27 protein-coding genes are annotated in these 26468 nt (G+C 47.0%); 19 read left to right on the forward strand and 8 right to left on the reverse strand.

What is annotated here, in order from left to right; all coding sequences use genetic code 11:
• Positions 1 to 206 precede the first annotated feature (206 nt).
• Positions 207 to 1190, forward strand: coding sequence for an alpha/beta hydrolase (locus tag PAEVO_RS07445; protein WP_481856494.1), 984 nt, complete (start codon positions 207 to 209; stop codon positions 1188 to 1190).
• 103 nt (positions 1191 to 1293) lie between these two features.
• Here PAEVO_RS07445 and PAEVO_RS07450 read toward each other — a convergent pair whose 3' ends face one another.
• From PAEVO_RS07450 to PAEVO_RS07460, 3 genes are all read right to left on the reverse strand, one after another.
• Positions 1294 to 2349, reverse strand: coding sequence for a hypothetical protein (locus PAEVO_RS07450; RefSeq protein ID WP_207797453.1), 1056 nt, complete (start codon positions 2347 to 2349; stop codon positions 1294 to 1296).
• On the reverse strand, positions 2339 to 2914 hold the full coding sequence (locus tag PAEVO_RS07455) for a sigma-70 family RNA polymerase sigma factor (RefSeq protein WP_100536988.1): 576 nt from the start codon (positions 2912 to 2914) through the stop codon (positions 2339 to 2341). The genes PAEVO_RS07450 and PAEVO_RS07455 overlap by 11 nt, the downstream gene beginning before the upstream one ends.
• A gap of 293 nt (positions 2915 to 3207) precedes the next feature.
• Positions 3208 to 3390, reverse strand: coding sequence for a DUF2524 domain-containing protein (locus PAEVO_RS07460; RefSeq protein ID WP_100536989.1), 183 nt, complete (start codon positions 3388 to 3390; stop codon positions 3208 to 3210).
• Between the two features lie 353 nt (positions 3391 to 3743).
• Here PAEVO_RS07460 and PAEVO_RS07465 point away from each other — a divergent pair, with 353 nt between their 5' ends.
• From PAEVO_RS07465 to yedF, 3 genes are all read left to right on the forward strand, one after another.
• Positions 3744 to 4244, forward strand: coding sequence for a DinB family protein (locus PAEVO_RS07465; protein WP_100536990.1), 501 nt, complete (start codon positions 3744 to 3746; stop codon positions 4242 to 4244).
• A gap of 246 nt (positions 4245 to 4490) precedes the next feature.
• Positions 4491 to 5645 (forward strand): selenium metabolism membrane protein YedE/FdhT, encoded by a 1155-nt coding sequence (gene yedE, locus PAEVO_RS07470; RefSeq protein ID WP_243390856.1) that lies wholly within the window; start codon positions 4491 to 4493, stop codon positions 5643 to 5645.
• Entirely contained in the window at positions 5635 to 5862 is a 228-nt protein-coding gene (yedF, locus tag PAEVO_RS07475; protein ID WP_100536992.1) for a sulfurtransferase-like selenium metabolism protein YedF, read from the forward strand. Before yedE ends, yedF begins: the two co-directional genes overlap by 11 nt.
• A 186-nt stretch (positions 5863 to 6048) precedes the next feature.
• Here yedF and PAEVO_RS07480 read toward each other — a convergent pair whose 3' ends face one another.
• Positions 6049 to 7170: a DUF4261 domain-containing protein gene (locus PAEVO_RS07480; RefSeq protein ID WP_100536993.1), complete on the reverse strand. Its 1122-nt coding sequence runs from the start codon at positions 7168 to 7170 to the stop codon at positions 6049 to 6051.
• 255 nt (positions 7171 to 7425) lie between these two features.
• Between PAEVO_RS07480 and PAEVO_RS07485 the strand changes: the two genes are divergently transcribed.
• The 7 genes from PAEVO_RS07485 (at position 7426) to PAEVO_RS07515 (ending at position 14418) form a co-directional block, all read left to right on the forward strand.
• Complete coding sequence (locus PAEVO_RS07485; RefSeq protein ID WP_243390666.1) at positions 7426 to 7857, forward strand: GNAT family N-acetyltransferase; 432 nt, start codon at positions 7426 to 7428, stop codon at positions 7855 to 7857.
• A 290-nt stretch (positions 7858 to 8147) separates the two neighbouring features.
• On the forward strand, positions 8148 to 9521 hold the full coding sequence (locus PAEVO_RS07490) for a PD40 domain-containing protein (protein WP_100539359.1): 1374 nt from the start codon (positions 8148 to 8150) through the stop codon (positions 9519 to 9521).
• Positions 9522 to 9808: 287 nt separating this feature from the next.
• Positions 9809 to 10351 carry a MarR family winged helix-turn-helix transcriptional regulator gene (locus tag PAEVO_RS07495; RefSeq protein WP_100536995.1) on the forward strand — a complete coding sequence of 181 codons (543 nt, stop codon included), beginning with the start codon at positions 9809 to 9811 and terminating at the stop codon, positions 10349 to 10351.
• Positions 10352 to 10377: 26 nt separating this feature from the next.
• Positions 10378 to 11832 carry an aryl-sulfate sulfotransferase gene (locus tag PAEVO_RS07500; protein ID WP_100536996.1) on the forward strand — a complete coding sequence of 485 codons (1455 nt, stop codon included), beginning with the start codon at positions 10378 to 10380 and terminating at the stop codon, positions 11830 to 11832.
• Entirely contained in the window at positions 11825 to 12838 is a 1014-nt protein-coding gene (locus PAEVO_RS07505; RefSeq protein WP_207797454.1) for an ABC transporter substrate-binding protein, read from the forward strand. The genes PAEVO_RS07500 and PAEVO_RS07505 overlap by 8 nt, the downstream gene beginning before the upstream one ends.
• Positions 12839 to 12851: 13 nt before the next feature.
• Positions 12852 to 13631, forward strand: a complete 780-nt coding sequence (locus tag PAEVO_RS07510) for an ABC transporter ATP-binding protein (RefSeq protein ID WP_100536998.1) — start codon at positions 12852 to 12854, stop codon at positions 13629 to 13631.
• Positions 13632 to 13641: 10 nt separating this feature from the next.
• Positions 13642 to 14418 carry an ABC transporter permease gene (locus PAEVO_RS07515; RefSeq protein ID WP_100536999.1) on the forward strand — a complete coding sequence of 259 codons (777 nt, stop codon included), beginning with the start codon at positions 13642 to 13644 and terminating at the stop codon, positions 14416 to 14418.
• A gap of 69 nt (positions 14419 to 14487) precedes the next feature.
• On the opposite strand, the gene PAEVO_RS07520 is transcribed toward PAEVO_RS07515, so the two are convergent.
• Positions 14488 to 15042: a helix-turn-helix domain-containing protein gene (locus PAEVO_RS07520; protein ID WP_207797455.1), complete on the reverse strand. Its 555-nt coding sequence runs from the start codon at positions 15040 to 15042 to the stop codon at positions 14488 to 14490.
• A 123-nt stretch (positions 15043 to 15165) separates the two neighbouring features.
• On the opposite strand from PAEVO_RS07520, the gene PAEVO_RS07525 reads away from it, so the two are divergent.
• On the forward strand, positions 15166 to 15753 hold the full coding sequence (locus PAEVO_RS07525) for a LysE family transporter (RefSeq protein WP_100537000.1): 588 nt from the start codon (positions 15166 to 15168) through the stop codon (positions 15751 to 15753).
• Between the two features lie 84 nt (positions 15754 to 15837).
• Here the strand turns inward: PAEVO_RS07525 and PAEVO_RS07530 are convergent, their stop codons facing one another.
• On the reverse strand, positions 15838 to 16770 hold the full coding sequence (locus PAEVO_RS07530) for an L-lactate dehydrogenase (protein WP_100537001.1): 933 nt from the start codon (positions 16768 to 16770) through the stop codon (positions 15838 to 15840).
• Between the two features lie 164 nt (positions 16771 to 16934).
• Entirely contained in the window at positions 16935 to 17489 is a 555-nt protein-coding gene (locus tag PAEVO_RS07535; protein ID WP_243390668.1) for a thioredoxin family protein, read from the reverse strand.
• A 308-nt stretch (positions 17490 to 17797) separates the two neighbouring features.
• Here PAEVO_RS07535 and pdxR point away from each other — a divergent pair, with 308 nt between their 5' ends.
• The 3 genes from pdxR to csaA all read left to right on the forward strand — a co-directional run bounded on the left by pdxR (position 17798) and on the right by csaA (position 20708).
• Positions 17798 to 19219: a MocR-like pyridoxine biosynthesis transcription factor PdxR gene (pdxR, locus tag PAEVO_RS07540; protein ID WP_100537003.1), complete on the forward strand. Its 1422-nt coding sequence runs from the start codon at positions 17798 to 17800 to the stop codon at positions 19217 to 19219.
• Positions 19220 to 19325: 106 nt separating this feature from the next.
• Positions 19326 to 20201 carry an arylamine N-acetyltransferase family protein gene (locus tag PAEVO_RS07545; RefSeq protein WP_100537004.1) on the forward strand — a complete coding sequence of 292 codons (876 nt, stop codon included), beginning with the start codon at positions 19326 to 19328 and terminating at the stop codon, positions 20199 to 20201.
• A 177-nt stretch (positions 20202 to 20378) separates the two neighbouring features.
• Entirely contained in the window at positions 20379 to 20708 is a 330-nt protein-coding gene (gene csaA, locus PAEVO_RS07550) for a chaperone CsaA (protein ID WP_100537005.1), read from the forward strand.
• Between the two features lie 43 nt (positions 20709 to 20751).
• Here csaA and PAEVO_RS07555 read toward each other — a convergent pair whose 3' ends face one another.
• The gene (locus PAEVO_RS07555; RefSeq protein WP_100537006.1) at positions 20752 to 22116 is read right to left on the reverse strand and encodes an aminotransferase-like domain-containing protein; all 1365 of its coding nucleotides are present in this window, start codon (positions 22114 to 22116) and stop codon (positions 20752 to 20754) included.
• Positions 22117 to 22454: 338 nt separating this feature from the next.
• On the opposite strand from PAEVO_RS07555, the gene PAEVO_RS07560 reads away from it, so the two are divergent.
• From PAEVO_RS07560 to PAEVO_RS07575, 4 genes are all read left to right on the forward strand, one after another.
• The gene (locus PAEVO_RS07560) at positions 22455 to 24497 is read left to right on the forward strand and encodes a penicillin-binding transpeptidase domain-containing protein (RefSeq protein WP_100537007.1); all 2043 of its coding nucleotides are present in this window, start codon (positions 22455 to 22457) and stop codon (positions 24495 to 24497) included.
• A 77-nt stretch (positions 24498 to 24574) separates the two neighbouring features.
• The gene (locus PAEVO_RS07565; RefSeq protein WP_100537008.1) at positions 24575 to 24967 is read left to right on the forward strand and encodes a VOC family protein; all 393 of its coding nucleotides are present in this window, start codon (positions 24575 to 24577) and stop codon (positions 24965 to 24967) included.
• A gap of 9 nt (positions 24968 to 24976) precedes the next feature.
• On the forward strand, positions 24977 to 25405 hold the full coding sequence (locus PAEVO_RS07570; RefSeq protein WP_100537009.1) for a GNAT family N-acetyltransferase: 429 nt from the start codon (positions 24977 to 24979) through the stop codon (positions 25403 to 25405).
• Positions 25406 to 25537: 132 nt separating this feature from the next.
• Positions 25538 to 26134, forward strand: coding sequence for an AAA family ATPase (locus PAEVO_RS07575; RefSeq protein WP_100537010.1), 597 nt, complete (start codon positions 25538 to 25540; stop codon positions 26132 to 26134).
• The last annotated feature ends 334 nt before the right edge of the window (positions 26135 to 26468 follow it).

The raw sequence follows: 26468 nt of genomic DNA on the forward strand, positions 1-26468 counted from the left end.
ATAGATTCATAGTAAAATTCCAATTGTCTACTTCGTATTCTCACAGCTACGGCTCATGTGCAAACTTCCTTGCATGTGAGACCGTAGTTTTTTATGCCAGTTCATACTCCGTTCATATTGACGTCACGGGGAGTACATCTTCATTGGTTAAGATTCCATTAGCGGCGCATGGAGGAAGCCTAATAGACAGATCAGGACAGGAGAAGATGAGCGTGACACAAACAGAGAAAATGACGACGAGGAATGGGACGAAATCAAAGAAAGTACGAAGTGTTTTACTTAAAATCATAGGAGCAATCGTTATCGCCATTGTTCTTTTTCTAGGTATTGTTTATATCACCAATGTGATCAGCAGTCATTCCGAGGCGAAACGAATAGAGCCTTACGGCCAGCACGTGTCTGTAGACGGGAAAAATATGAATGTGTTCATTCAAGGCGAAGGTAAGGAAACGATCGTGCTTCTTCCAGGTTATGGAACAGCTGCACCAGCGCTTGATTTTAAGCTGCTCATTGATGAGCTATCTCCATATTACAAAGTTGTGGCGGTTGAGCCTTTAGGTTATGGATTAAGTGATGGAACTGAAAAAGAACGAACCATAGAGAATATCGTAAGTGAAGTTCATGAAGCGCTACAGCAACTTAACATTAACCGATATATGCTCATGGGCCACTCGATTGCAGGCATTTACGGCATTGATTATGTGAACAAATATCCGAGCGAGGTCACTGCATTTGTCGGCATCGATAGCAGTGTTCCAACACAACCGGGTATGGATGTTAAATTCCCGCTAAAAACGTTTGCATTTCTTAAAAAATCAGGTCTCCAAAGATTGGCGGTCAAATTTGGTGGCGATCCCTATGCTGACCTCGCATTTGATGATCACACCGTAGAGCAGATGAAAATGCTGTCGAATAAAAACTCGAATAGTTCCACGATGTTAAGTGAGATGGACCATATCTCTTCCAATTTTAAAGAGGCTCAAGGCTTAACATTCCCTAAAGACCTTCCACTTCTACTCTTTGTACAAGCGGATAATCCAGACTTTCCAACCTGGATTCCGTTGCATGAAGGTCAAGTCAAGGATTCTGACCATGGAAAAGTAATTCCACTTGAAGGAGAACATTATCTGCATCATACCAAATTCAAAGAAATCGCTGAAAAATTTAGAGAGTTTATGAAAGAAGTATAAGGGGGGCCAGTCCTTTAACGAAAATATACGAAGTGAACGGATTCATATTAAAAAGCCGGGTTTTCCTTCTTTAAGGAATCCGGCTTTTTGTTGGATCAAAAAGTTATTTCTTCGATGGCGTTACTGTTTTGTATTCAATGACTTGCAATACTTTTGGTTCGATAGCTTTTAACATTTGTTCTTTTGAAAGGTTGTTGTTAGGAACTTCGCCATCAGCTTCAGCTTGGATTTGCAAATCAACCTGTGTTTCTGCAATGACATCCACAACTTGCTGCTTCGAGACATGTTTAGTTGCTGCAATCTCCACTACAGATTTACCTTTTGCTAATTCTTGTTTTAATTCGGTTGGATTCATATTAAGTAAAGAAAAGAGTTTATCATCATTTAAAAAGGCGTCTGCAAAATAATCGGGCTTACCATTTGTAGTGAAGAAACCTTCCACTTTACCGTTTGAAGAAGCAGTCTCTCCTCCAATGAGAGAAACACTGATTGAATTACTCTGCACCATAACCTGGTAGAACGGTGTTTTTGATCCCTTATGGGTGTAATTCAACATCAACGTTTTCTGATCCGGGTTCTCCAATTGCTCCGAAGCAAACTCATACGCTTCGATGTTGCCATACATTTTATCCAAGAGATCATCAACCTTCGCTTTGATCTCCCGATCGGTTAAAGCCGTGAGTGGCTTCTCCTTAGGCTCCCAATTCTCTTGAATCACGTGTTCAATCTCACCCGTCGTACTGTTTGTATGAAGGGTGATTTTTTTGCCGATTCCCCCTTTTTCCTGGAGGATGATGCTTGTTTGGACACCTTGGACGTTGCTTGCCTCGATAATCTCAAACGATTTGGTTTCAGGAAAAGCACGATACAGCTTCTCAAGTGTGGCTTTGCCAACCTCATCCGTCTTGACTTGTTCAGCAGTCATCGGGGTTCTAGTCAGCATTTCAATCAGCGTAGGGGCAGCAAATGCTGCGGTTGGAATCAAAATCGCAGTCGCAACAATTCCAGCTATTAATCGTTTTTTCATAGGTTTCCCGCTCCTTTTTTGTTGCACATATTGTGAATAGGATCGTGCTATTCGGTTGGAAATTGCCGGCGGGCAATCCAACGTCTCTGCTTCTTTGCGCAGATGTTCACGGATATTGCGTTCAATAGTCATTGATCTTTTCCATCCTTTCCGGGGGGAGATTCCATATGTTTTTTCGAAGCGCCTGGATGCCTGCATGATATCTGGACTTGACTGTGCCCAGCGGGATGTCGAGTACGGTCGCGATTTCCTCCAACGTATAGTCGTGAAAAAAGCGGAGGATAATCACCGTTCGCTGTTTATCAGTCAGTTTCTGGATGGCCTGCGATATCATTTGATTCGAGCCGTCCATCAACACAGAAGGTTGATCCCAATGCGACTCTTCCCGTGAGAAGGCACGGATGCGTTCAAAAATTCGGAATCTCCGCCAGCGCTTGACCCGAAATCTCTGCACTTGACGGATGACCAAGCCGTGCAGCCAGAAACGGAAAGGTCGATTCGTATCGTAATTGGCAAGCGACGTCCACATTTGCATATAAATCTCATTCATGACATCTTCCCGATCCTGCTGATGATCCACCAGAAAGGAAACGGTCCGGTAGACGTCCTGATAGGTGGCATCGTACATCGTATGAAACGCCTGTTGATCACCATCCTTCATTTGTTTGAGCAATTGGTACATATATTCACTTTGCATTCAGAGGGCCCTCCTGGGTAAGCTTACACACTATATTGTCTCTCTATCAAAAAAAGGTTCGGTTTCATTATTTATTTTTTTCGAGAACGATTCCGTAGGGGGGGGACAACCCGGTTACTTAACTATTATACAGTCCGTCTGTGTATGCGTTTGTTGCGAACCTATATAACCGCGGAGGTTAACCAATCGAAACTAAAAAAAACTCGTATCCTTCACGGATACGGGTTTTTTAAATCATGGAGGGAGTTCATGGCGAGATCATTGCAGATCTCGAAGAGAGATTGGATTGAACGTTAATGGTTAATATCGCATTTGTTCATAATGAAGGAGATTTGATTCTCCAGTCGGTTGAGTTGTTCCTGTGTTTCCTTGTCTTCAGCACCCTGTTCCCGCAGAGCGGTAAGCTCCTGTTTGAGCCGATGGAGATCGTCGCTGGCTTTCGCGCAGTCATAGTCGCTTTCCAGATTGTCGAGCATCATGGTTCCTCCTTGGTTGTATTGTGTGGTTCTTCACTAGTATGGAGGATACTTCCAAACTTATTCATGGCTTCGGTTAAACGAGTTTTTTGCGAATCGCCCCTGAATTCATGTCGGTCAAGGTAATCATGACGATAATCCCGAGCAAATGCAATGAGGGCATAGGGGCGGAAGGCCGTGTATCGGGCTTGGAGGTTTAAAAAATATAACTATGACAATCCTTGTCACTATTAGCAGATAGGATGGAGTTAAGGATGAATTTCTTACATCCAATTTCAATGGGGAGGGAAGATGTAGAATTAACGATTACCATCAAATATTGAACGAGTTTCTTAAGAAGGGATGAACCAATCATGTATATAACCGTTTCAGATTTTATTACAGAATGGAAAAGAGAAGCAGAATTAACACAAAGGGTGTTAGACAGTTTAACGGATGAATCATTACTGCAGCAAGTATACCCAGAAGGCAGGAATCTGGGAAGAATTGCATGGCATTTCGTAACGAATACCCCTGAATACTTGACTGAATTCGGGCTTGTCGTCGATCAGGTACAAGATTCTGCTGAAGTACCCTCTGCGAACCAAATCGCCGAGACTTTTAGAAGAATAAGTTCTAATGTAGAAACAGCTCTTGAAGAACAATGGACGGATGAGACTTTAAAACAATTTCAAAATGCCTTTGGACGTCAGGAATCCAATGCTACCATTTTTATGGGATTGATTAAGCACATCGCTCATCATCGAGGACAGGTTACCGTCCTGATGCGTCAAGCGGGATTGAATATCCCTGCGGTATATGGTCCTTCAAAGGAAGGGTGGATACAAATGGGAGTAGAGAACCCGCCGCTTTGAACATGAATAAGCTCGGAGAACATGAACATACACGCATAGGAAGTCGCGAATCATCGCGGCTTTTTTTGTTATTACGATGTAAGATCATGAACAAATTTCATCCCCGCATTGAAGTTTTTATAGTAAAATGGAATTTGTGGTTTTACCATAGATTAGAATCGTGATTTTAGCGGAAGAGGAGTTATTGAGCAAGTGAAAAAGTTATATTCAACATGGTTCGGAAGCTACTGGAGTCCTTATCTCGTTATGGCTCTGGCCGGTATTCTCAGCGCGGTCTACTTCGGAATCACCCATACGGTATGGGCGGTAACCGGTGAGTTTACTCGCCTCGGAGGGCATATTCTGGAATTCACCGGGGTGGATATATCGGATTGGGCGTATTTCGAACTCGTCCATATGGACGGAACGACATGGACGCGGACCGACGGGTGGATCGTATGGGGCATGTTTATCGGAGCCCTCATTACGATTCTGCTGAGCAGCAATTTCAAGATCCGAATGCCGAGACAGAAACGGCGGTACGTTCAGGGATTTGTCGGCGGAATCATCGCGGGCTTTGGAGCCCGGCTGGCTCTGGGCTGCAATCTGGCAGCCTTTTTTACCGGCGTGCCTCAATTCTCCCTTCATTCCTGGATCTTCATCGTTGCTACTGGCGCGGGCACATTCTTGGGTGCTCGGCTGGTTAACACAAGGTGGTGGAAAGGGAAGCCCGTTCTAAAAATGGGCGGTACCGTGCCGTCCGTTAAATCGGGTAAGAACAGGCAACCTCTACTAGGGGCTGTGTTAGGTCTTGCGTACATCGCGCTGATCGTATACTTCTATGTAACTGGCCGCACGATGCTGGCGACAGCCGCCCTTTTCGGAGCGGCATTCGGCATCCTGATCGAACGGGGGCAGATCTGCTTTACTTCCGCTTTCCGCGATCTGTGGATCAGCGGCCGGGCCTCGATGACAAAAGCGATTGCCGTCGGCATGGCAGTCAGCTCCGTCGCTACGCTTATCGTAATTCTTGTATACGGTCTGGACCCGATTACAAAAATTGCCGCCCCAAGCACCTTTATAGGCGGATTGCTCTTCGGCCTGGGTATTGTCATGGCCGGCGGTTGCGAAACCGGCATGATGTACCGGCTGATGGAGGGACAAGTTGTCTTTTTACCCGTGTTTATCGGCAACATTATAGGTGCAACCGCTTTGGCATATGCATGGGATCATATGGGGGTATTTAACCTTCTCGTGAAGAGTGGCTCGCCTATTAACCTGATCACCGTCATGGGTCCGGCGGCTGCATTGATTGTTACGCTGCTCGTACTCGGTGGCGGATTCGCTGTCGCCGCATACTGGCAAAAAAACTACCGCTTCGGCGTAGGATTCAAGAAAGGGGATGCAACCCATGTCCGTTGATTTCACACTGGACCTCCGGGGGGAATCTTGTCCATACCCGGTCATCTACACACTCGAAACGCTCCGTGATATGAAAAAAGGACAAACGCTTCAGGTCATTTCGGACTGTCCTTCCGCATTTCGCAACGTGCCGGAGGAAGTCGTAAAACACGGCTACACCATGGCACAGGAGCCGATCAAAAACGGCCAGGAATTCAGCCTGTTTATCCAGGCGTAATGCTATTCTCATAACCGCGAAAAAAGCCTCCCTTCTGACAGGGGGGCTTTTTTATGTGAAGCCGTTTGCAGCAACCGTAAGCAACATGGAATGTTACGGTAAGTTTACGGGCTGTGGAGTGTGAAAAGCTCTCCAAGTTAATTGAATGACTTGGAGAGCCTTTTTATTGGAGAAGATCACATGGAATCAGAACTTGATTTTAAGCGTGTCACCATCCAGATAGACACCCTCGGAACGCATAATCGGCAGCTTCTGCTCCGCCGAAAAGCCAATGGTTTCCCCGTCTCTTAGTGTGACGTTCTGTTCAACGATGTATAAAGAAATATCCATAAGGAATTCACGAAGCTCGGCAGGTGTCACCTGGCTGTCCAGCACTTCGATCTCGTCTTTACCAAAGGCTCTGAGCCCATATGTATATCCATTGACTCCGGATTCCGTGCGAACTAGCCCGAAGTATACCAGATTTAACAGCGGAAATAGATCGTCGGATTTCATGGTTTCAGCCATTTCCACAAAGAGCTCAGGCTGAAATACCGTGCCGGATGAATAGAGTCCGACGGCATTAGGCAGCTTCAAACAGCTCGCCGCCAGCTTGGTGTACACCCTGCCGCTATCAAGCGGGGAGGCAGCTCGCGAAAACACCGCCAGAATAAGCTGGCTGACATGGGTTTTGGTTACCTCCACAGCCTCTGGCCACAGGTAGTTGCCTTGCGCGTAATGCTCAGCCTCGCCATCCGGTACCGGAGCATCAACGAAGCTGACCGCGATCATGCAGCCGTCTGACTCAAAGACCAGAATTCCTTCTTTTTCCTCTCCGGAGCTGCCATCCTCCGGGGAAGAGGAAATATTCCAATCGTGCAGAAGATTTGCTTTGATCTGTTCCAGGTCGCATTCCGGGGAGTTCAACAGAATGAAGCCATTAAATATCCCGGATGATTCATTGGAATCCAACGTGTTATCCTCTGAAGCTTCCCCTGCCTCATATTGTGCAGCCTGCTTCATCCAATACTCACGAATCATGTTAACCATGGCTACAGCTTCCTGTTCCGCGGTGGAAGGATGATAGGGCTGCATCTCACTGAATACATGTCCACAATGCTCGGTGTCTGACGGACTTTCATAACCGCCGTAAACGCCGACCAGCCATTTGCCAAACAGGGTCTTCTTATATTTGAAAATATAATAATGCATGTCGTGGAGATCAAATTCTCCCGCTAATTCGATTTTGCTGGGCTTATGGCCGAGCTCTTGTTCATTTGCCAGCCATTCGATCATGGAATCCTTAGCTGCTTGTTGTTGAACTGTCATTGTGTTCCTCTCCTTATGTATGTGCGATAGTATAACTGTTATATTCTACCAACCTTTATGGTGTTGGGCAATACTAGAAAAACGCGGATGATTAGCCGATGAGGGAACGTTTTTTTTGAATGCGGTATTCTCAAATATAGGCAGGATTGATCCATAACCATATTGAATATTTTTACATACATACGGAGGAATGGTGGTGGGTAGGTGGAACTTCTAAGGGTTTCATATGAGCAGAAAATAATATTACGTAACCTGATGGAACTCTATCAATACGATATGAGTCCATATGAAGATGAGCGTGAGAATGACGTTAACGAATTTGGTCTGTACGATTATAAGTATTTAGACCATTACTGGACGGAAGAGGGGCGGTATCCTTACCTTGTTATACAATCGGGGAAGCTGGCCGGATTTGTATTGGTGAGAGAAATCAAAACAGCAAGTGATGCAACTCCAAACTATTCCATGGCGGAATTTTTCATCTTGAAAAAATACCGAAAGCAGTCAATTGGTAAAGAGGCAGCTTTCAAAGTGTTCGAAATGTTTAAGGGCAATTGGAGTATCGCTTGGTTGGAAAAAAATCTGTCAGCCCAAGCTTTTTGGACAAAAGTCATCTCAGAATACAAGGCCGGCGAATATTCCAATACCATGTTCTCAGGTAACCCTGCAATTAAATTTTATGCATAAGGATTGATGAGAAATCTTTATGATAGAATTTCTTGAACGTCATCGGATGGGAACCTTTGTACTGATTACACCAATCGTAATTTGAGGTGAACTTATGGAGCATCGTTACCCCTGGTTTAGGGTCACTTTCGCCGCTTAGGCATGAATCGGCCATCATTTTTCTGGTGGAGCGTTATCTTTTCCAGAGGATAAGACAAATGGAAATGAAGAAGCGTCATAAATCCATCCGGGACGGTCGCCTAACCGCCCTCCACTGAATATATCTGGAGTATCAGATGATTCAAGAGAGGATGTTGACCTTGCAAGCAGTTTCTCATGTTCTCGATCAGGGGTGGATTGCCTACACATCGAATCGCGGCGGACCGTTCGACATTTGGCTGTACCGACCGCAGGACGGACTTCATGTTCAACTTACTCGGGGACTTGGCGCGGAATTCTCCGTTCCCTATTGGTCGCCCGACAGCAGGAGGATCGCATTTATCGGAATTGGAAATGTGGTCTACTTGCTGAGTATCGCCACGCGTACTGTAGCCAGGATTGACCAAATCGCCCCCTTCACGCTGTTGGACTGGTCTCCTGACAACCGGTCTCTGGTGTATGTTAAAAACGACCGAATCGTCGTTTATGATACGATCACGCATCGGAGCTATACCTTCTCAGAGCCAGGAGCTAGTGATGTCCAATGGTTCCCTTCGGGAACGGAGCTCCTATTTGCGGCTCCCGATGCCAGCGGTATCACGCAGCTCTTCCGCATGCGAACCGATGGCTCGAACCGGAGACAAATCACGCAAAATACGAACGGACCGCTCCACGACGTTCGGATATCCCCGGACGGAACCTTCGCACTGTATACATTCCCTGGTGCAAGCATCTCCATAATTTCAACTGTGGATTTGGCAACGGGTACCATCTATACGCTGGAAGGCGGACCGCTCGCCAAAAACTATTTTCCGTCATGGTCCCCGGACTCCCAGAGCATCGCCTACAGCGCAACCGCTTATGAAGAGCCCAATTATTATTCTCTTATCCAGATCGACAGCCGCACCGGTCAGAATCAACGAACGATAGCGGCATCCGACTGTTTTGCCACTCCCGTAGGGTGGTCCCCGGACGGTATGAAAATCGCGTATTTATCGGGATGCGCAGGTGTAGAAAGTGCAAGTCAGCTCTGGATTGTGGATCTCAGGGATCAGGTGCCGATGAACGTTGTCAGCGGCGGCCGGATTACAGCTTTGCAGTGGTCTCACAGAGCCAGAAGGATTTCGGAAAACATCTTCACCAGCTTTGTGTACCGGGTATCCTTTCCATATCCCGCAAACTGGCGTCGGGTCAGTGAAGAGAGATACGAAGGGGCCGACGGTTTTTTCCAGGTATCTGCGATTTCATCGAGTGAAGGTATTACCGAAGTGTGCCACTCTGAAGCCTTTCACCCATTGATGCCTTACGGCTCATCACCAAGAATTGTTCCTGTGAAGATACAAAATCAAGAAGCGTGTTTCATTTTTCCGTCAGCCGACCAACCAGCGGAGATGAATAAGCAGTCCGCCCTGATCGTAAGATACCCACGCCCTGTCCAAATTGGGGAAACGTTCTACAATTATTTTATCTTGTTCGCTGACGTCAACCATATCCGTCAAATTGGTGCGCGGTTGTCGTTCATTTAGTTAACTATTCATTTCTTTCGAACCATAGAGAATAAATCCTACTTGACAGGTGGTATTAATTGGTTTAATCTAGCCACAGGCATTTCCCTTCAATGATCATTAAATGATCATTCATTATCTTAGCATTGAACGATACGGTCAGCCGATTGGTCCACCAAAGGCTCCTGTTTACTCGTTTTGTCGTTAGTACGACGAAAGGGGTAGATGGGGGTCTTTCTGTATTTCAAGAGTTAGCTGTGGGAGATAAGGACTGCATATGGAGGTTTATGACCCGAGAGAGGAGCGACATGGAAGAGAAGGATTGGGATTTATTGGAGGAGGCTGATTGGCATTTTCGTAAAGTGGTACGCAGGTTTGTCAAAGAGCGTGACAAAATCTCGGTAGAAGGCATCTCACTGCCAGGCTTGCTGATTCTCAACACGATATTCCGGGATGGCGAGCAAAGGCTTGGCGAGCTGGCGGAACAGCTCGATTTCACATCCGGAGCGGTAACGGCGATATGCGACAAGCTGGAGACTTCCGGATTCGCGATCAGAAGGCGGAGCAAGACAGACCGGAGAGCGATTGCCTTAGACATTACAGAAGCAGGAAGACAGATGCTGCAGCGTAACGAAAATGTTGGCGGGTACATGATTGAGCTGATCTTCGGCGCATTCTCGCACGAGGAGCTCAGGGAACAGATTCATTATTTTAAACGGCTCCATGAACATCTTGAAGGTTTCTCGGATTCCGTGCTGGGACAGTGCGCATTATCCACCGAACCCAACGAAGGAAATGTTCAAGGTCATCGCGGCTCCTTGAAACGTTCGAATGCATTTATTTCTTACTAAATTCAAATTTGAAAGGAAGTTGTTACATGGGACATCCGACGATTTATCCAACAGGTACAACGGTATATAACCCAAAGAAGGCTTGGAGCGGTTACACGATTTATCAAGCAGCGGATACAGGGGCTCTCCTCATCGACATGAATGGGAAAGAGGTTCATTTGTGGAAAGGACTTCGAGGTTTTCCCAACAAGCTGTTTCCGGGTGGTTACGTGCTTGGCAGCACGTCAGAGCGCGATCCGAATTACGGGTTTCAGGATGAGACCAATCTGGTGCAGGTCGACTGGGACGGTAATATCGTCTGGAAATTTGACCGTTATGAATACATAGAGGATCCGGGGCATCCGCCGCAGTGGATGGCACGCCAGCATCATGACTATCAGCGGGAAGGCAATCCCGTCGGTTATTATGTTCCAGGGCAAGATCCGAAAGTGGATTCGGGCCATACGCTCATTCTGGCCCACAAAAATGTGAAACGTCCCGAGATATCCGACATTGAGCTGTTGGACGACACGATGATCGAAGTGGATTGGGAAGGGAATGTCGTGTGGGAGTGGGCCGTCAGCGATCACTTTGATGAACTCGGATTTGATGAGGATGCGAAGCTCGCATTATCCCGCGATCCGAATACGCGCGGCTTTGGCGCTCATGCGGGCGATTGGATGCACATTAATTCGGCATCGGTGCTCGGGCCTAACCGATTCTATGATGCGGGGGACGAACGTTTCCATCCCGATAATATAATCTGGGATGCTAGGGAAACGAATATTATTGCCATCATTGATAAAAAAACCGGGGATATCGTCTGGAAGCTTGGCCCCGATTATTCCACGGAGGAAACAAAGCATATCGGCTGGATTATCGGTCAGCATCATGCTCATCTCATTCCACAGGGCCTTCCGGGCGAAGGTAACATTCTCATCTTTGATAACGGTGGCTGGGGCGGTTACGGAAAGCCGAATCCGGAAGCGGGAGATGGCCTGAAAATAGCCCGGCGTGACCATTCGCGCATCCTGGAAATCAACCCCGTTACTTTAGAGATTGAATGGCAATATACGCCGACGGAAGCTGGATTCCAGGCTCCGCTTGACTCATACCGTTTTTACAGTCCATATATCAGCTCGGCTCAGCGGCTCCCTAATGGCAACACCTTGATCACCGAGGGGGCTGACGGGCGAATATTCGAAGTGACACGAGAATTCGAGCTGGTGTGGGAATATATTTCGCCTTATAAAAACACCCGCAACTCCAATATGGTCTATCGCGCATACCGGGTTCCGTATGAATGGGTACCTCAGCTTGAGTTGCCTGTTGAGACGGAGATTGCTCCGCTTGATGTTGCCGATTTCCGCCTGCCGGGGGCCGCACAAAGAGGTGCCGTTACGAGCGTGGAAGTAGAAGGCACGATCTCGTATGGAGAGGGAGCGCTTTGCGTGGCCAGAACGGATGAACTTGTGCAAAAAGGAAGGGATCGCAATGAGTAGAAACCAATCTTTGAAGCAATGGAGTTTTCGGTTTCTGTCGCTGATTCTCACCATGAGTTTGCTAAGCGGGTGCGGAAATGCTTCGGGCGAGCAGCAGGGGAATCGGCTCAAACTGAAAATCGCGGATATTTCCACCAATACCGTGTTTCGTGTGGCTAAAAGCAAAGGGTTCTTTGACAAACACGGAATTGATGCCGAATTGGTAAACTTCGCTACGCCGGCTGAAGGCGTGAACTCCTTATTCATTAAACAGGCAGACGTTGCATTCGGTGCGGACTTCCCGCTCCTGAACGCTGTCAGCAAAGGCGATTACTCCATCTTCGCTTCATCAGGAACAGCAACGGATGTAAGTGCGAGCGAATGGAAACTATTCGTCCGTAAAGAAATTGGGAGCGCTGCTGATCTCAAGGGTAAAAAGTTAAGTTTCTCAAGAGGCACTTTCATCCCTTATCTATGGGATGTTTATTTGGCCGAAAACGGAGTTGCGTTGTCGGATGTGGAACTGATCGGGCAGGGAGGTTTCGACGAGGCGTTTGTGGCTCTCAAAAAAGGCGATATTGACGCCGCCTGGGTATATGGGGCAGTGCTGAACGAGAAGTTCGGCGCGCTTACCGAAGCCAAAGAACTGTCGAATATGTCCAAGACACCGGTAAGGCTGGGTACTGGATTGATCGCTTCGAATGAGTTGATCAACAGCAACAAGAAAGGTTTCGTAGCGCTTCTGAAAGCGCTGGATGAAGCGTCAGCCTATGCCCAGGCGCATCCGGAGGAAACGGCGGACCTAATGTATGAAGAAGTCAAGCAGCCGAGAGAAGCGACCCTAAAGGATCTGCCGAAGAATCCATGGAACATAGGTTTTACGGATAAAGCCTACGAAGGATTACAGGGACAGAAGAAATATATGGTGGATAACGGTATCATCGAGAAGGATTTCGAACTGAATGAGAAATTGAATCTGGATTTGGTAAGAGAAGCATTCCCGGATCGAGTCATTGAATTGAAGTGAGGAGATGAAGATGATGAGAGCAGCGTCAAGGCAGAATGAAATCCATATTGAACAGTTGAATAAAAGCTATACACAGCAACCCTCGGCAGGTGACTTGCACTATATTATTCAGGACGTCAATCTGGCGGTAAAAGGCGGCGAGTTCTTTGTTCTTCTGGGTCCAAGCGGGTGCGGGAAGTCGACGCTGCTTAGTCTGATCGCCGGCTTTGTATCCAAGACATCGGGACAGGTGAGAGTAGGCGAGAAGGAGGTGGACCGTCCGGGCCAGGATCGCGCCGTTGTCTTCCAGCAAGCGGATTCCTCCCTGTTCCCATGGCTCACCGTAAGAGAAAATGTGGAATTTGGACTTCGCATGAAACGCATACCTGCCGCGAAGCGAAAGGACATATCCAACCAGTTTATTTCACTTGTGGGTCTTGCGGGGCATGAAAGCAAATATCCACGCGAACTGTCAGGCGGTATGAAACAACGGGTACAGCTGGCAAGGGTATTGTCCAATGATCCCGCGATATTGCTCATGGATGAACCGTTCGGCGCATTGGATGCGATGACAAGGCGGACCATGCAAAGGGAGTTGGTGCGCATATGGCAGGACACCGACAAAACCGTCATCTTCGTGACGCACGATATTCAGGAAGCCCTTCTGCTGGGAGGACGCATCGGCATCATGTCAGCGGGACCATCCTCGAAAATAACGGATATCTACGAGGTGCCTCTCGCTTACCCGAGAGATTTAACAGATCCGGCTTTTCATGCGCTATATAACCAAATCCAATCGCACTTTGACGAGTAGGAGGAGACCCATGAGCGAGAAAATGAAGAAATGGTCGCTGCATATCCTGCTGTGGATCGCCGGCCTTGGCGTCTGGCAGTTGCTTTCCCTTGCGTATGGGCCTGAAATACTGCCGGGTCCTATCTATACCGCCAAGGGCGGATATGAATTGTTGACGGACGGCACCCTGATTCAGTATATCGGGATCAGTTCATACCGGGTGCTGCTCGGCTGGACCCTTGGCAGTCTGATTGCGATACCGGCCGGACTTATCATCGGAAAGGTCGGGCCGATCCGCGCTTTCGCCGAACCTTTCCTCAATTTCATCCGGTTCATCCCGCCGATTGCCTTCATCACCTTGTTTCTGGTCTGGTTCGGCATCGGGGAAACATCGAAAGTGATGCTTATTCTGTATGCAACCTTCTTCATTGTGGTATTAAATACATTGACGGGCGTTCTATCCGTAGAAGAGGATAAGATTCGCTCCGCCCGCAGCATGGGGGCATCCGAGTGGCAGATTGTGCAGCATGTCATCATTCCGGCAACGGTTCCTTTTATGTTCACTGGCATTCGGCTGGCCATGGGAACCTCGTTCATGGCGATTATCGGGGCAGAAATGATTGCATCCAATGAAGGCGTGGGGTATCTGATCTGGAATTCACGTTTGTTCTTCCGCACGGATTGGATTTTTGTCGGATTGATTTGTCTGGGATTGATGGGGTTCATAACGGACCGTGTCGTGGGTCTGCTCGGGCGCAAGCTGTTGTCCCGTTACGGGGTGGTTAGTACGAATTCACTGCGTCGTTGAACGTGAAGCAATATACGAAGCAGCAGTTCCCTCTTATGGAGGGGGCTGCTGCTTTTTTAAATCTCCTGGTTATTTGGAATAATGGATCACCATGCTTAACCTGTTCATCGAGGCGCCGGAGTTATGGTAAACATGAGGTTTATCGGCCTTAAACCGAATGGATTTACCTGGAGTCACCGTATATTCCTCGTTATCGACACGAATGGTAAGCTCTCCCTCGAAAACAGTAATAAACTCTTCCGTCCCCTCGATGTGAGCCTCTGCACTTAAATAACCGCCATGCTCCATTTCTAATGAATATATCTCGAAGCGTCGTCCGTCCTCATAGGGAAAATAAGGATAAATCCGAATTTTTCCGTTATCCTCCACCAGCGCTTGGATCTCTTCCTGAGATACCACGACCGTTTCGGAATGAGGCTCATTGATCAATGACGTAAAAGAAAGCTTTAATCCGTTCGCGATTTTCCATACGGTTGTTATGGAGGGGCTCGATTCTCCGCGTTCGATCTGTCCCAGCATCGTCTTGCTGATTCCAGTCATCTCCGCGACTTTATCCAGGCTTAGCTTCCTTTGCTCCCTTAGCAGCTTCAAGTTATTCGCCAATATTAGATTGATGGGCTTCAAGGTATCATCGACCTCCATATTGCACATATTGTGCGTTATGACATACATAATGTATAATTATAACGGATGAACGCTATAACGTACAACTTTATTCATTATAACATTCAAGAAAGGAGGGGGAGCGTGTTGATCGTTCCGCTGTTGACCTATGCGATTGTCGCTTCATTTACGCCCGGCCCCAACAACATCATTTCGATGACTTATGGACGGAGTCACGGATTTAAAAAAACGCTGCGCTTTATCGGAGGTGTAGCGGCTGGATGCTTGGTCATTATGCTGTTGGCCAGCTATTTCAATCTGGTATTATCCCCATTCATCCCGAAGATCAGGTTTGTTATGAATATCATCGGTTGCCTGTACCTGATCTATCTGGCCATTAAAATCATGCAGAGCAAGGCGCATCGTGCAGATGATAAGGCGCGTGGATTCAATACCTTTTCCTTCGGATTCATCTTACAATTCATGAATCCGAAGGTTATTTTATACGGGATTACGGCCATATCGACCTTCGTAATGCCGATCTCTACATCCCATGCGCAGTTGTTATCATACTCGTTCTTGCTCACGATCGTCGGCATTTGTGCCAATATGACCTGGGCGTTGTTCGGCTCGCTGTTCCAGCATCTGTTGTCCCGGTATGAGCGCCTGTTTAATATATCGATGGGATTGCTTCTGCTTTACAGTGCAATTTCTATTTATACCGCCAACTGATATGCCCTTCTTCGCGCGTCATCGACGCCCTAGCCAAAAGAATAAGGCTTCCCGGATCGCTCATCCGGAAAGCCTTGCTTTGTTTTATTCGTAAATTTTGGAAATCTGCTCTTTCAGTTTGTTGGCGGATGCATGGAATTGGGTTAGTTCCTCATCATTAAACTCGAGATTCAGAATTTCACGAACCCCTGAACGATCAACCACACATGGTACGCCTAAGTACACATCGGACACACCGTGGTAGTCCGTGAGCAGGGTGGATACATTGAGAACGGAACCTTCGTTTTGCAAAATGGAGACGATGATCCGATCAAGCGCCAATGCGATCGCATAGGAAGTGGAGCCCTTGGCGTTAATGATTTCATAAGCCGCATTCTTGGTGCGGTCGAAAATATCCTCTTTTTCGCCGTCTGTCAGATCGATCCCGATCCCTGCGATGTTGGCAATGCTCCAAAGCGGCAGCTCGGAATCGCCGTGTTCTCCGACGATATGGGCGTGAATGCTGCGCGGATTAATGCCTTTGTTTTGTCCGATCAAATACCGGAAACGGGCGCTATCCAGCAAGGTACCGGAACCGATTACGCGATTGACCGGGAAGCCGCTCTTCTTCAAGGTGACGTAAGACAGAATATCAACCGGATTCGTGGCCACGAGAATGATGCCGTGATCATTGTATTTCACGATGTTCTGGATAATTTCGTCAAATATCGCCGTATTTCGCTTCAATAAGTCAATTCGCGTCTCGCCAGGTCTTTGGTTGGAGCCTGCGGCAATGACAATGATGTCTGCATCCTTGCAATCGCTGTAATCTCCAGCCCAAAGCTTCACGCCTCCGGCAAAAGGGAGGCCATGATTCATATCCAAGGCTTCGCCAAGAGCTTTGTCATGGTTCGCATCGATTAGTACCAGTTCAGATACTCTCTCACGTAAAAATAAGGTGTACGCAGTCGTTGCTCCTACAGCTCCTGTACCAATGACCACCACGCGGGACGGTCGCTGAACTTCATTTTTTGTCATAAGTGTTTCTCTCCTTGTACTGAGTTAATGAAATTTGGTGAATGGTTATACTTCTATTTTACTTACCCTCATAAGCCGCTGCTCGAACAGTGACTCCCTCAGGCATCTTCGATAGTAATGATAACATATTCAGGAAGATTTAAGCAGCGGGAGTGTGATTTATTTCATACAGTAATAGAAGTAAATAGTTGTCTTATTTCCTGAATCATGACTCTCTGATATTCATTACCGTCATGGTAGAGCTCGCCGATTTTTTTGTACGTTTGGTCCAGTTGTTCTTGATATCCTGCAGCTTGTTTATCGGGGTGGTTCCTTTTGAACTCGTCCATGACGTTTTGGATGTATGACGGTCGAGCGCCCCAAGTTCCGAATACTTCTCCGGTGCTTGCATGGAGGAAGACTGCAATCGGCTGTGCGCGTCCGCCATCCGTGAGAAAAAGATCCATTGTCTCCATATGATCTTCCATGATGAGCACTTCGGTCGGAATACGGCTATATTCCAATATTCTAAATAGTACAGGAACATTCCATATGACATCCGGACACCAATCCGTACAGAGAATAAGGCAGTGCAGTTGCTTGAATATGTGCAGCTCAGAAGTGAAGAATCGCTCAGCCTCTTCGTTCTCCCATTGGAAGCGATCATAGACTTGTCGACATAATTCCTTGGTGTTTGGGATGCAACTCAATTTCATTTCTCGAATCTTCATATTCTCCATAAATTGGTGAGGCGTTAAACCCTGGCCGATTTTGTGATGGAGACGGATGGGATGAGTCATGGGATCATACGTCCTTTCGTAACAGATTCATATGGATATACATCCAAGCTATCGTTAGCGTAAAATAAAACTGACCGTACCGAAATGGTCAGTTTTTATCTGTTTATGAAAGTCAGATGTTATAAAAGTGGTATTATCGAAAGAAATGTTTCGTGACTAGGGATGCGCATAACGTGGACCTGATTTATTGTATAATCTAGTAAAAGTATCTCCTATTTAGCTATAAAGAATGCCTGAGGTGGTCCAAATTGTTTGATATTCTTTTACCCGAGCAAAGCGAGTTCCCGTTATACCAGCAGTTATATCTTCAAATTCGTGAGGGTATCCGTAATGGCACCATTCCCAACGGACAACGATTGCCTTCCGTTCGTTCTCTCCAGCTTCAACTCAATATAAGCAAAACGCCGATAGAAACAGCTTATCAAATGTTAACGTCAGAAGGGTATGTGACCAGCAAGCCGAGGTCAGGGCTATATGTCATGAACCCATATCAGGAACTATCACATCACCATCAACAGCAGATTCCCCCTATAACCACGATGTCTGTCATGCATTCCTATGGGCGCTTGAATCCAGGTTTTATTGACTTTAATCCCACTCGATTAGATCAAGCGTCTTTTCCGCTGCGAACCTGGAATAAAATGTTGAAGGAAGCGCTGGAACAGCATGTGAGTGACATTGGAATGTATGGAGATCCGCAGGGTGAATACGGGCTTCGCACCATGGTTTCCGAATACTTGCGGAATTCCAGAGGGGTTAATTCAACACCTGAGCAAATTGTGATAGGTGCCGGAACGGCTTATAGCATGGGGCTACTTTCCAGAGTGCTGCAAGGGATTAAACATATCGCTGTTGAGGAACCGGGTTACAGCTTGGTACGAGATCAATTTCAGCTGAATGGCTGCCATTTACTTCCGATAACGCTTAATGATAAAGGAATCTCGCTTGACCAGCTGGAGCGCAGCCATGCCCAGCTTGTATATGTCACACCCTCTCACCAATTCCCGACGGGAAGCATTATGCCATATCCGGAGCGGGAGCGATTACTGGAATGGGCCCATGCCAAAAACGCATACATTATCGAGGATGATTATGACGGCGAGTTTCGATACCAGGGGAAACCCATTCCTTCCTTGCAAGGATTGGATAACAACGGTCGGGTCATATATGCCGGCACGTTCTCGAAAGTATTGACTCCGACATTGCGAATGAACTATCTCGTTCTGCCGCCGGCGCTGCTGAATCAAATATCCCACCTGCGTCAGGAAGTGTTCTTTGCCCCTTCACGCGTGGAACAGTGGGCAATGACTGCGTTTTTTGAACAGGGGCACTGGTACCGTCATATTCGTAAAGTGCGTAATCTGTACAGGAAGAGACATCATCAGTTCATCGGGTTGATCGAAGCTTATCTTGGCGGGTTTGTTGAAATTACGGGTCAGAATTCAGGACTCCACATTCAGCTGATCGTTAAAAAAGATGTGTCCTCGGAAGAATTGATTCAGGAGGCGGCGAAGGTCGGGGTTGTCGTATATGACCTGCGAAAAATGTGGATGAACCACCAGCAAGATGCTAACCAGTACCCGAGGTTATACATGGGATTTGCGGGCTTGAACGCAGTTGAAATGGAATCAGGAATACGGCTTCTGCAAAAGGCTTGGAACATGGGCTGAACACGGTTAATGTTTAACCTGTCTTTTATAAAACGTTGAAACTGACCATTTCATCAGGGTCAGTTTATTGTTTATGATAAAGCAAAAAAAGTAGGAGTGTACACTTATGATCAGCCAAAGTGAGGTAAGGGCATATTTAGACCGTTTAGGCATCTCGGATATTCAGGCTCCGTCGAAGGAATATTTGTTCGAGCTGCATAAAGCACACGTGGCGCGAATACCTTGGCAGACCTTGGATATTTTTGCTGGGAAACCGACATCCATCGATATACAAGAATCGGTACAACTTATGATCCAGCATCGAAGCGGTTATTGTTTTCATCTAAATGGAGCCTTTACCGCGCTTCTTCGAGGCTTAGGTTATAAGGCATATTGGCATCAGGCAGGAGTCCAGCCCTTAGGACAAGAACCTCGGATTAACGGCTTCCATCTCGGGATAACCGTATGTCTATTGAATGATCAACATGGGGAAGAAGAGAGGTGGCTCGTAGATGTCGGTCTGGGCGATATGCCCTGGGAGCCGATCCCATTGAAATTCGGAGAATACCTACAGGGACCTTTTCAATATGTGCTTGAGCCGTCTCGCATAACGGATCGTGGCTGGAGGCTGATTCATGATCCCCATTATTCTTTTGTAGGCGTAGATTATGCTCCTGATGTGGTGAACAGCCTGGATATGTTTAAATCAAATCATGCATTTTATAGCCGATCACCGGAATCTCCATGGATGGATCTGTTCATTATCAGGCAACGGCACGAGTTGGGTATGAATGAACTCAAAGGCTGCATATGGAGAAAGTGGAGCGGTAACGCCCTGGATAAGGTAGAGATTTCATCGAAGTCGGAATGGTTTGAGATCCTGGCGGACATATTTAATGAGCCGCTCGTCAACTATTCCACATTCGAACGGGACCTGATATGGGAGAAGGTATATAGGCAGCATCAGAATTGGAAGAAGCTTATGGAGAATGAGTCAATATAGAAGGCGTCGAATGCTTTACCTCCATTTGGTTCTCGAGCTGATCCCCAGCGGTATAGAACACGCTAAACCAATCTGTCACTTGAATTCCCGGAAACGCAGGTGATAAGATGAAACATAAAATTTGTGTTGTGAAGCATCATTAATTGCTACATTACCTAGCTGTAAGGAGATATAGTCATGGCAACCATCGATGATTTGACCAAGCTGGATATTCGGATCGGGACGATCGTGGAGGCAGAGCCTTTCCCGGAAGCACGCGTTCCGGCTATCAAAATGAAGATTGATTTCGGCCCGCTCGGGATCAAACGCACAAGTGCCCAGATTACGAATCGATATGATGCGAACACCCTCGTAGGGAATCAAGTGGTAGCTATCGTCAATTTTCCGCCGAGACGCATAGCTGGCTATCAATCCGAAGTGCTTGTGCTCGGCGGGGTACCGGAGCCAGGAGACGTTGTGCTTCTGAAACCGGATGTCGATCTGCCAAATGGAACGCCCATCGCTTAAACCTATTTCATCGGTCGGTCCGGTCGCCTTCGACCTGGTCCGACTAGATGAACCTCACCTCGCTACGCCTTTTCAACAATTCCGCGGCTCCTTCCGCAATTTTCTGAACACCGACTTCGATTAGTTCCTCCTTCACTTGAGATACGCTCAGCCGTATCATGGATTCGTTCTTAAACTCAGGCAAGAACATGCTGCTGGCATCCTGAACATATACGTTCTCGTTCTCCAGATGGCTAACCAACTGATATGCTTTCAATGGCACCGGCAGCTGAATCGTGGAATAAAACCCGGATGGCGAACCCGTAAAGGATAAGAAGGGCGGCAGGTGAGTTTGGTAAGCCTGCTGGAGCAGAGCTCCTTTCTGACTATAGGTCTGCCGCATCCTCTGAATATGTGCACGGAACATCCCGTTCTTCAGATAAATTTCGAGTGCGCCTTGCATGAGCACGGGGCTATGTATGTCTGCAGCGTGCTTCGCCCGCTGGAACATTTCACTCATCTCTTCGGGGATCACGGCCAAGCCCAGCCTTAGTCCCGGGAGCAAGACTTTGGAAAAGCTCTTCGTGTAGATCACCCTGCCGGACGGATCGTAGGCAAACATCGGATCATGTTTTGAATCCCGATCCAAATCTCCCATATAGTCATCCTCGATGATATAAACATCATACTTCTGCGCCAGCTCTACAATCCTCTTCTTCTCCTCATTGGAATAGCTGTAGCCTGTAGGGTTATGGAACCTTGAGACCGTATAGAAAAACTTGATATCGCGAGTTTTAAAAATGTCCTCGAGCTGTCCAAAGTCGATTCCGTCGTTCGTAACCTCAATCCCGTATGTCACAGCTTGATGGATCTTGAGGGAGTCCATCATGCTAAAATGCGTGGGCTGCTCCACGCAAATATTGTTCTTTCCGTTAGGAAAAGGGAGGGAGACGAGCAGATGCAGCGCTTGCTGCGAACCGGATACAACATAGATCCTCTCAGGAATCGTGAAGACCTGCAAATCGAGTAAATGTCGGGCTAACTCAACACGAAGTGACTTCAAACCCGGAATCTGGGAATAGGTGAACAACTCTTCCTTATATATTTCAATCGCTTGGTTCATGCAATGCTGAAAGTCTCGGTAGGGCATGACCGCTTTGTCAGGTCCCGCAGATCGGAAATCGATCACTTGGTCCGCGGGGTTCTGGCTGTTTCTGTGTACACTGCCCTCAACGATGTAGTAACCACTCTTGGGAACAGCGTAGATGATATGTCTCTTTTCCAATTCAGCATAAGCCCGTATGGCTGTATTTTTGCTGCAAGAATAGGATTCTGTCAAAGCACGGATGGATGGCAGCTTGCTGCCTGGTTTCAATAATCCATTCAGTATTTGGCATTCTATTGACTTTATAATGTCGGTGTATTTCATATCTCGTTATACCTCCAATCGATCTGTACGGGTACAGAGCCGGAAAACATGCATTCTCACAACGATACGCTATAAGTATACTCTACAATACAGCATGCTTTGGTTAGATATTGTTTTTTTCTGGGATGTTCTCCTTATTCCGCTTATGGAGGTCTCATTGTGGAGGTGGAGCTTGCTTGCCGTTTCGCTCATTGAAACCAGGATAACGATTCATCGGAGACAGCATGCCAAGTTGTTGATGCTGATTGGAATGGATTGTGTCCTGATCATGATACTTTTCATGGTTAGGAGAACGATGTAATGACGTCTAATGATATGGGGTTTGAGGAGTGGAATCGATGCATTTGAAGTGGGTATGGGTCTTCTTGTGCCTGAGTTTGGTGCTAATACATACGGGCTGTGACCGCAACCAAGAACCGGATCCGGAAGAGATCGCAAAACGGTATGTTGAATGGTGGGAGGAAGGCAGCTATGAATCGATGTACGATCTGCTGTCACACAAATCCAGACAGGAGATGACAAAGGAGGAATTTATAACACGATTTCAGACTATTTATGAAGGGATTGGAGCTGCAGACCTCACCATAACGCCTGACTTTACGGCTAAAGTAACTGAAGAAACAACGGATGAGCGAGTATTCTATCCATACCATATCCAATTGGAAACATCGGCAGGCCGGGTGCAGGCAAAAGGTTCGTTTGAGCTTTCAAAAGAGGACGATGAAACCGAGGGTAAGAGCCTGTCTTGGCGAATAGTGTGGCATCCATCCTTGATTTTGCCAGCTATGGATGACGGGGATAAAGTGAACGTGCAGACGTTGCCATCCAGCAGGGGGGAGATTTTGGATCGAAACGGTCAAAGATTGGCCATTAATGGCACCATGGAGGTCATCGGTATCGTTCCGGGTAAGCTCGGTGACGATAGAGAACAGATCTTGCTTGAGTTGGCTGAGCGATTGGGAGTATCGACCGAGATTATAAAGCGAAAGCTTGATGCGGCGTGGGTGAAGGATGATCTGTTCGTACCCATCCTAAACCTGAATGCGCAGCAGAGCAGAATGGATTACAGTGATTTGGCAGGCGTAGTAAAGAAGAATGAACGTGCTCGAGTCTACCCTTACGGTGCTGCAGCAGCACATCTAACAGGCTACATCCGACAAGTGACGAAGGAGGATTTGACCAATGCGCCCGAAGCGCAGTATGGAACGAATGAACTTATCGGTAAATCAGGATCCGAGCAAGTATATAATGAGGTGCTGCGCGGCCGGGACGGTAAACGGATATCAATCGTGGATTCCTCGGGTAAGGTCAAAGATATCGTAGCCGAGAAGGAAGCCGTAGATGGTCAGGATATTCAGCTAACCATTGATGCTGAACTACAACAATCCATATTTGCTTCATTTCGTGAGGATGCAGGTACCGCAGCGGCCATCAACCCTAAGACCGGAGAAATTTTGGCATTGGTTAACAGCCCGTCCTATGATCCTAATGCTTTCATTGTTGGATTATCGACCGAGCAGTGGGATGAGTGGAACCATAATCCGGATAAGCCGCTATTGAATCGTTTTACTAAGCTGTATGCTCCGGGCTCGGTATTCAAACCGATCACGGCTGCGATTGGTCTGAAGCTTGGGGTCACTACCCCCGGAAAAGTAAGGGAGATCCACGGCTTGCGTTGGTCCAAAGATCCGAGCTGGGGAAATTATTACGTGACACGCGTGAAGGAAGTTCCTGTCCTGAATCTAAGAGATGCTCTTGTGTATTCAGATAACATCTATCTGGCGCAGGAAGCATTGGAGATTGGTGCGGATCCTTTTTTGAAGGAAGCTGTAAAGTTCGGCTTCGAAGAGGGACTGCCGCTTCAATTCCCTTTCCCGAAAGCAAGCCTAGCTAATGAGGGGATAAAAAGCGAAATTCAACTCGCGGATTCCGGATATGGTCAAGGAGAAGTGCTCATGAGTCCTCTGCATTTGGCACTAGCCTATACCCCCTTTATGAATGGCGGGAAACTGATTCAGCCTGTGCTGGATTCATCTGAGCAGGAGATCCTTCCTAGTGAGACGAAAGAGGTGTTGGATTCGCATACTGCCGAGATCATCAAGAGCATGCTCGTAGATGTGGTTCAGGATCCAAAAGGCAGCGGACACGGTGCTGATATTTCGGGCATTGAGCTTGCTGGCAAGACGGGAACCGCCGAACTCAAAATCAGCAAAGCCGAAAAAGGACAGGAGAACGGATGGTTCGTTGCGTTTGACACGACGGAGTCCAAGCTCCTGCTCGCGATGATGGTAGAGCATGTTGAAGGACGGGGAGGCAGCGGGTATGTGGTGAACAAAGTCGCGCCGATTTTGCAAAAATATTACGGGAACAAATCGCCTTGAGAATAAGCTCACGAAAAGCTCTTGTTAAGCGAATTGGACGGTTGTAATATGGAATAAAACTAGTCGGAGATGATCTTATGAACAAGATTCAATTCTCAGTCCAAGTTCGATTGGTATCCGATCTAACACGTTCCAAACAGTTCTATCAAGAAGTGCTGGGTTGTGAAGTGAATGACGTTTGGGCGGTCAGGGATGATTTTGCGCTCGGATTCAAACTGATTCAGGCGGAATCCCGCTCAGATGTCACGCCGAATCCAGTAGGCAAGGACCAAGTGACGAGATGGGATACCTATGCTTACGTGGATACACATCACGATTTAGATGCATTGTATGAGGAACTGACCTCCAGGGGGGCCGAAGTGGCACAGGAACCTGTATTTATGGAAGCGGACTGGGGCGTGTGGAAGGATTTTGCGATTCAAGATCCGGACGGCTACGTGATTGCATTCGGCTCCGGGAAAAAGAACTAGGTGGGTGCGATGACGGACATCGATATAATGCAGGTCCTTATTAGCAGCGATCCTTCCCTCTTGGATTTGGACGCCATTGTACAATTTTTGCGGGAAAGCTACTGGGCTAACGAGCGCTCGGACCAGAAAATCAAAAAATCGCTAAAAGGCTCTACGTGCTTCGGCGCATATTACAACAACCGACAGATCGGCTTTGCTCGCGTGGTGACGGATGGCGCGACGGTTTATTGGCTGTGCGATGTGTATGTGGATGAAGCTTATCGGGGGCTTGGAGTGGGGAAGAAATTAATCGAAACGATTACTACCCACGAGGATTACCGAAATGTATTCGGCATATTGTCTACGCGGGATGCCCATGGTCTGTATGAACCATACGGTTTTGTCCGTGATCACGGAAAAACGTTGACTCGAATACCGGACTTTCTAAGGAAAAATTAATTGAAAATAAACCGTATCCCGTGCTAACCAAGGCAAAGGAATCGGTAAATTTCCATTAATCCCTCGGATATGAGGACCGTATCATTAAAGGGCTTTATAAAAGCTTGCCCTGTTAAGAAGGGGGATTCATCTATGATTATATGGGTAAACGGCGCATTTGGTTCAGGGAAGACCCAGGCTGCGCATGAGCTTCAGCGAAGAATCCCGAACTCGTACGTGTACGATCCGGAGAATGCAGGTTACTTCATTCGCGATAATGTGCCGAGGGATGCGAAACGCGATGACTTTCAGCATTATCCAATGTGGAGGGAGTTTAATTACTCCATGTTTAAGTATTTGGACCAGGAATCCGATCAATTGATCATTGCGCCGATGACCATTACGAACGCGGAATATTTTGATCAAATCGTTGGTAATTTGAGACGTGATGGCGTGGTGGTACATCATTTTACGTTGTGTGCTTCCAAGGAAGTACTCCTGAGACGACTGCGCAGCAGAGGGGAAGGCCCGAACTCATGGGCCGCACAACAAATTGACCGGTGCATTAGCGGATTCTCGAATGAAGTGTTCCAGCATCATATCGACACGGATCACCTATCGATTGATGAAGTGGTAGAGAGTATCGCAGCATGGGCAAATGTGAAGTTATTGCCAGATCATCGCAGCTCAGCCAAGAAGAAACTCGATCGAATGAAAACCAAATTTGCGCACATCCGATTTTTTGGATAACAAGTGGAAAAGGTATATTCTAAAGTGCGTGGTGTAGAGTTTTAGCGATACCGGGAATATTAACAAAAGAAAAGACGATTTCTCTTATAGAGAAGTCGTCTTTTTGTGTGTTTAAGATAACAGAAATCAAATCATTAAAATATTTTATATATAGCTAAATATTTTGCCTTGATGAAAAACGAGCCCTTCATGTACGTATATTATCAATAAAATCAAGGGGTAATGGAGAGCTCCATCAGAATTGGATGTGCGAATTCACAAAATTACATTGACAAATACCTAAAGATGGATTATTTTTTGTACATAGGAATTAAAGTTGCATTAGAGCAAAATA

The sequence above is a fragment of the Paenibacillus sp. GM2FR genome (genome assembly GCF_002803325.1).
In the GTDB taxonomy this organism is placed as follows: domain Bacteria; phylum Bacillota; class Bacilli; order Paenibacillales; family Paenibacillaceae; genus Paenibacillus_AQ; species Paenibacillus_AQ lautus.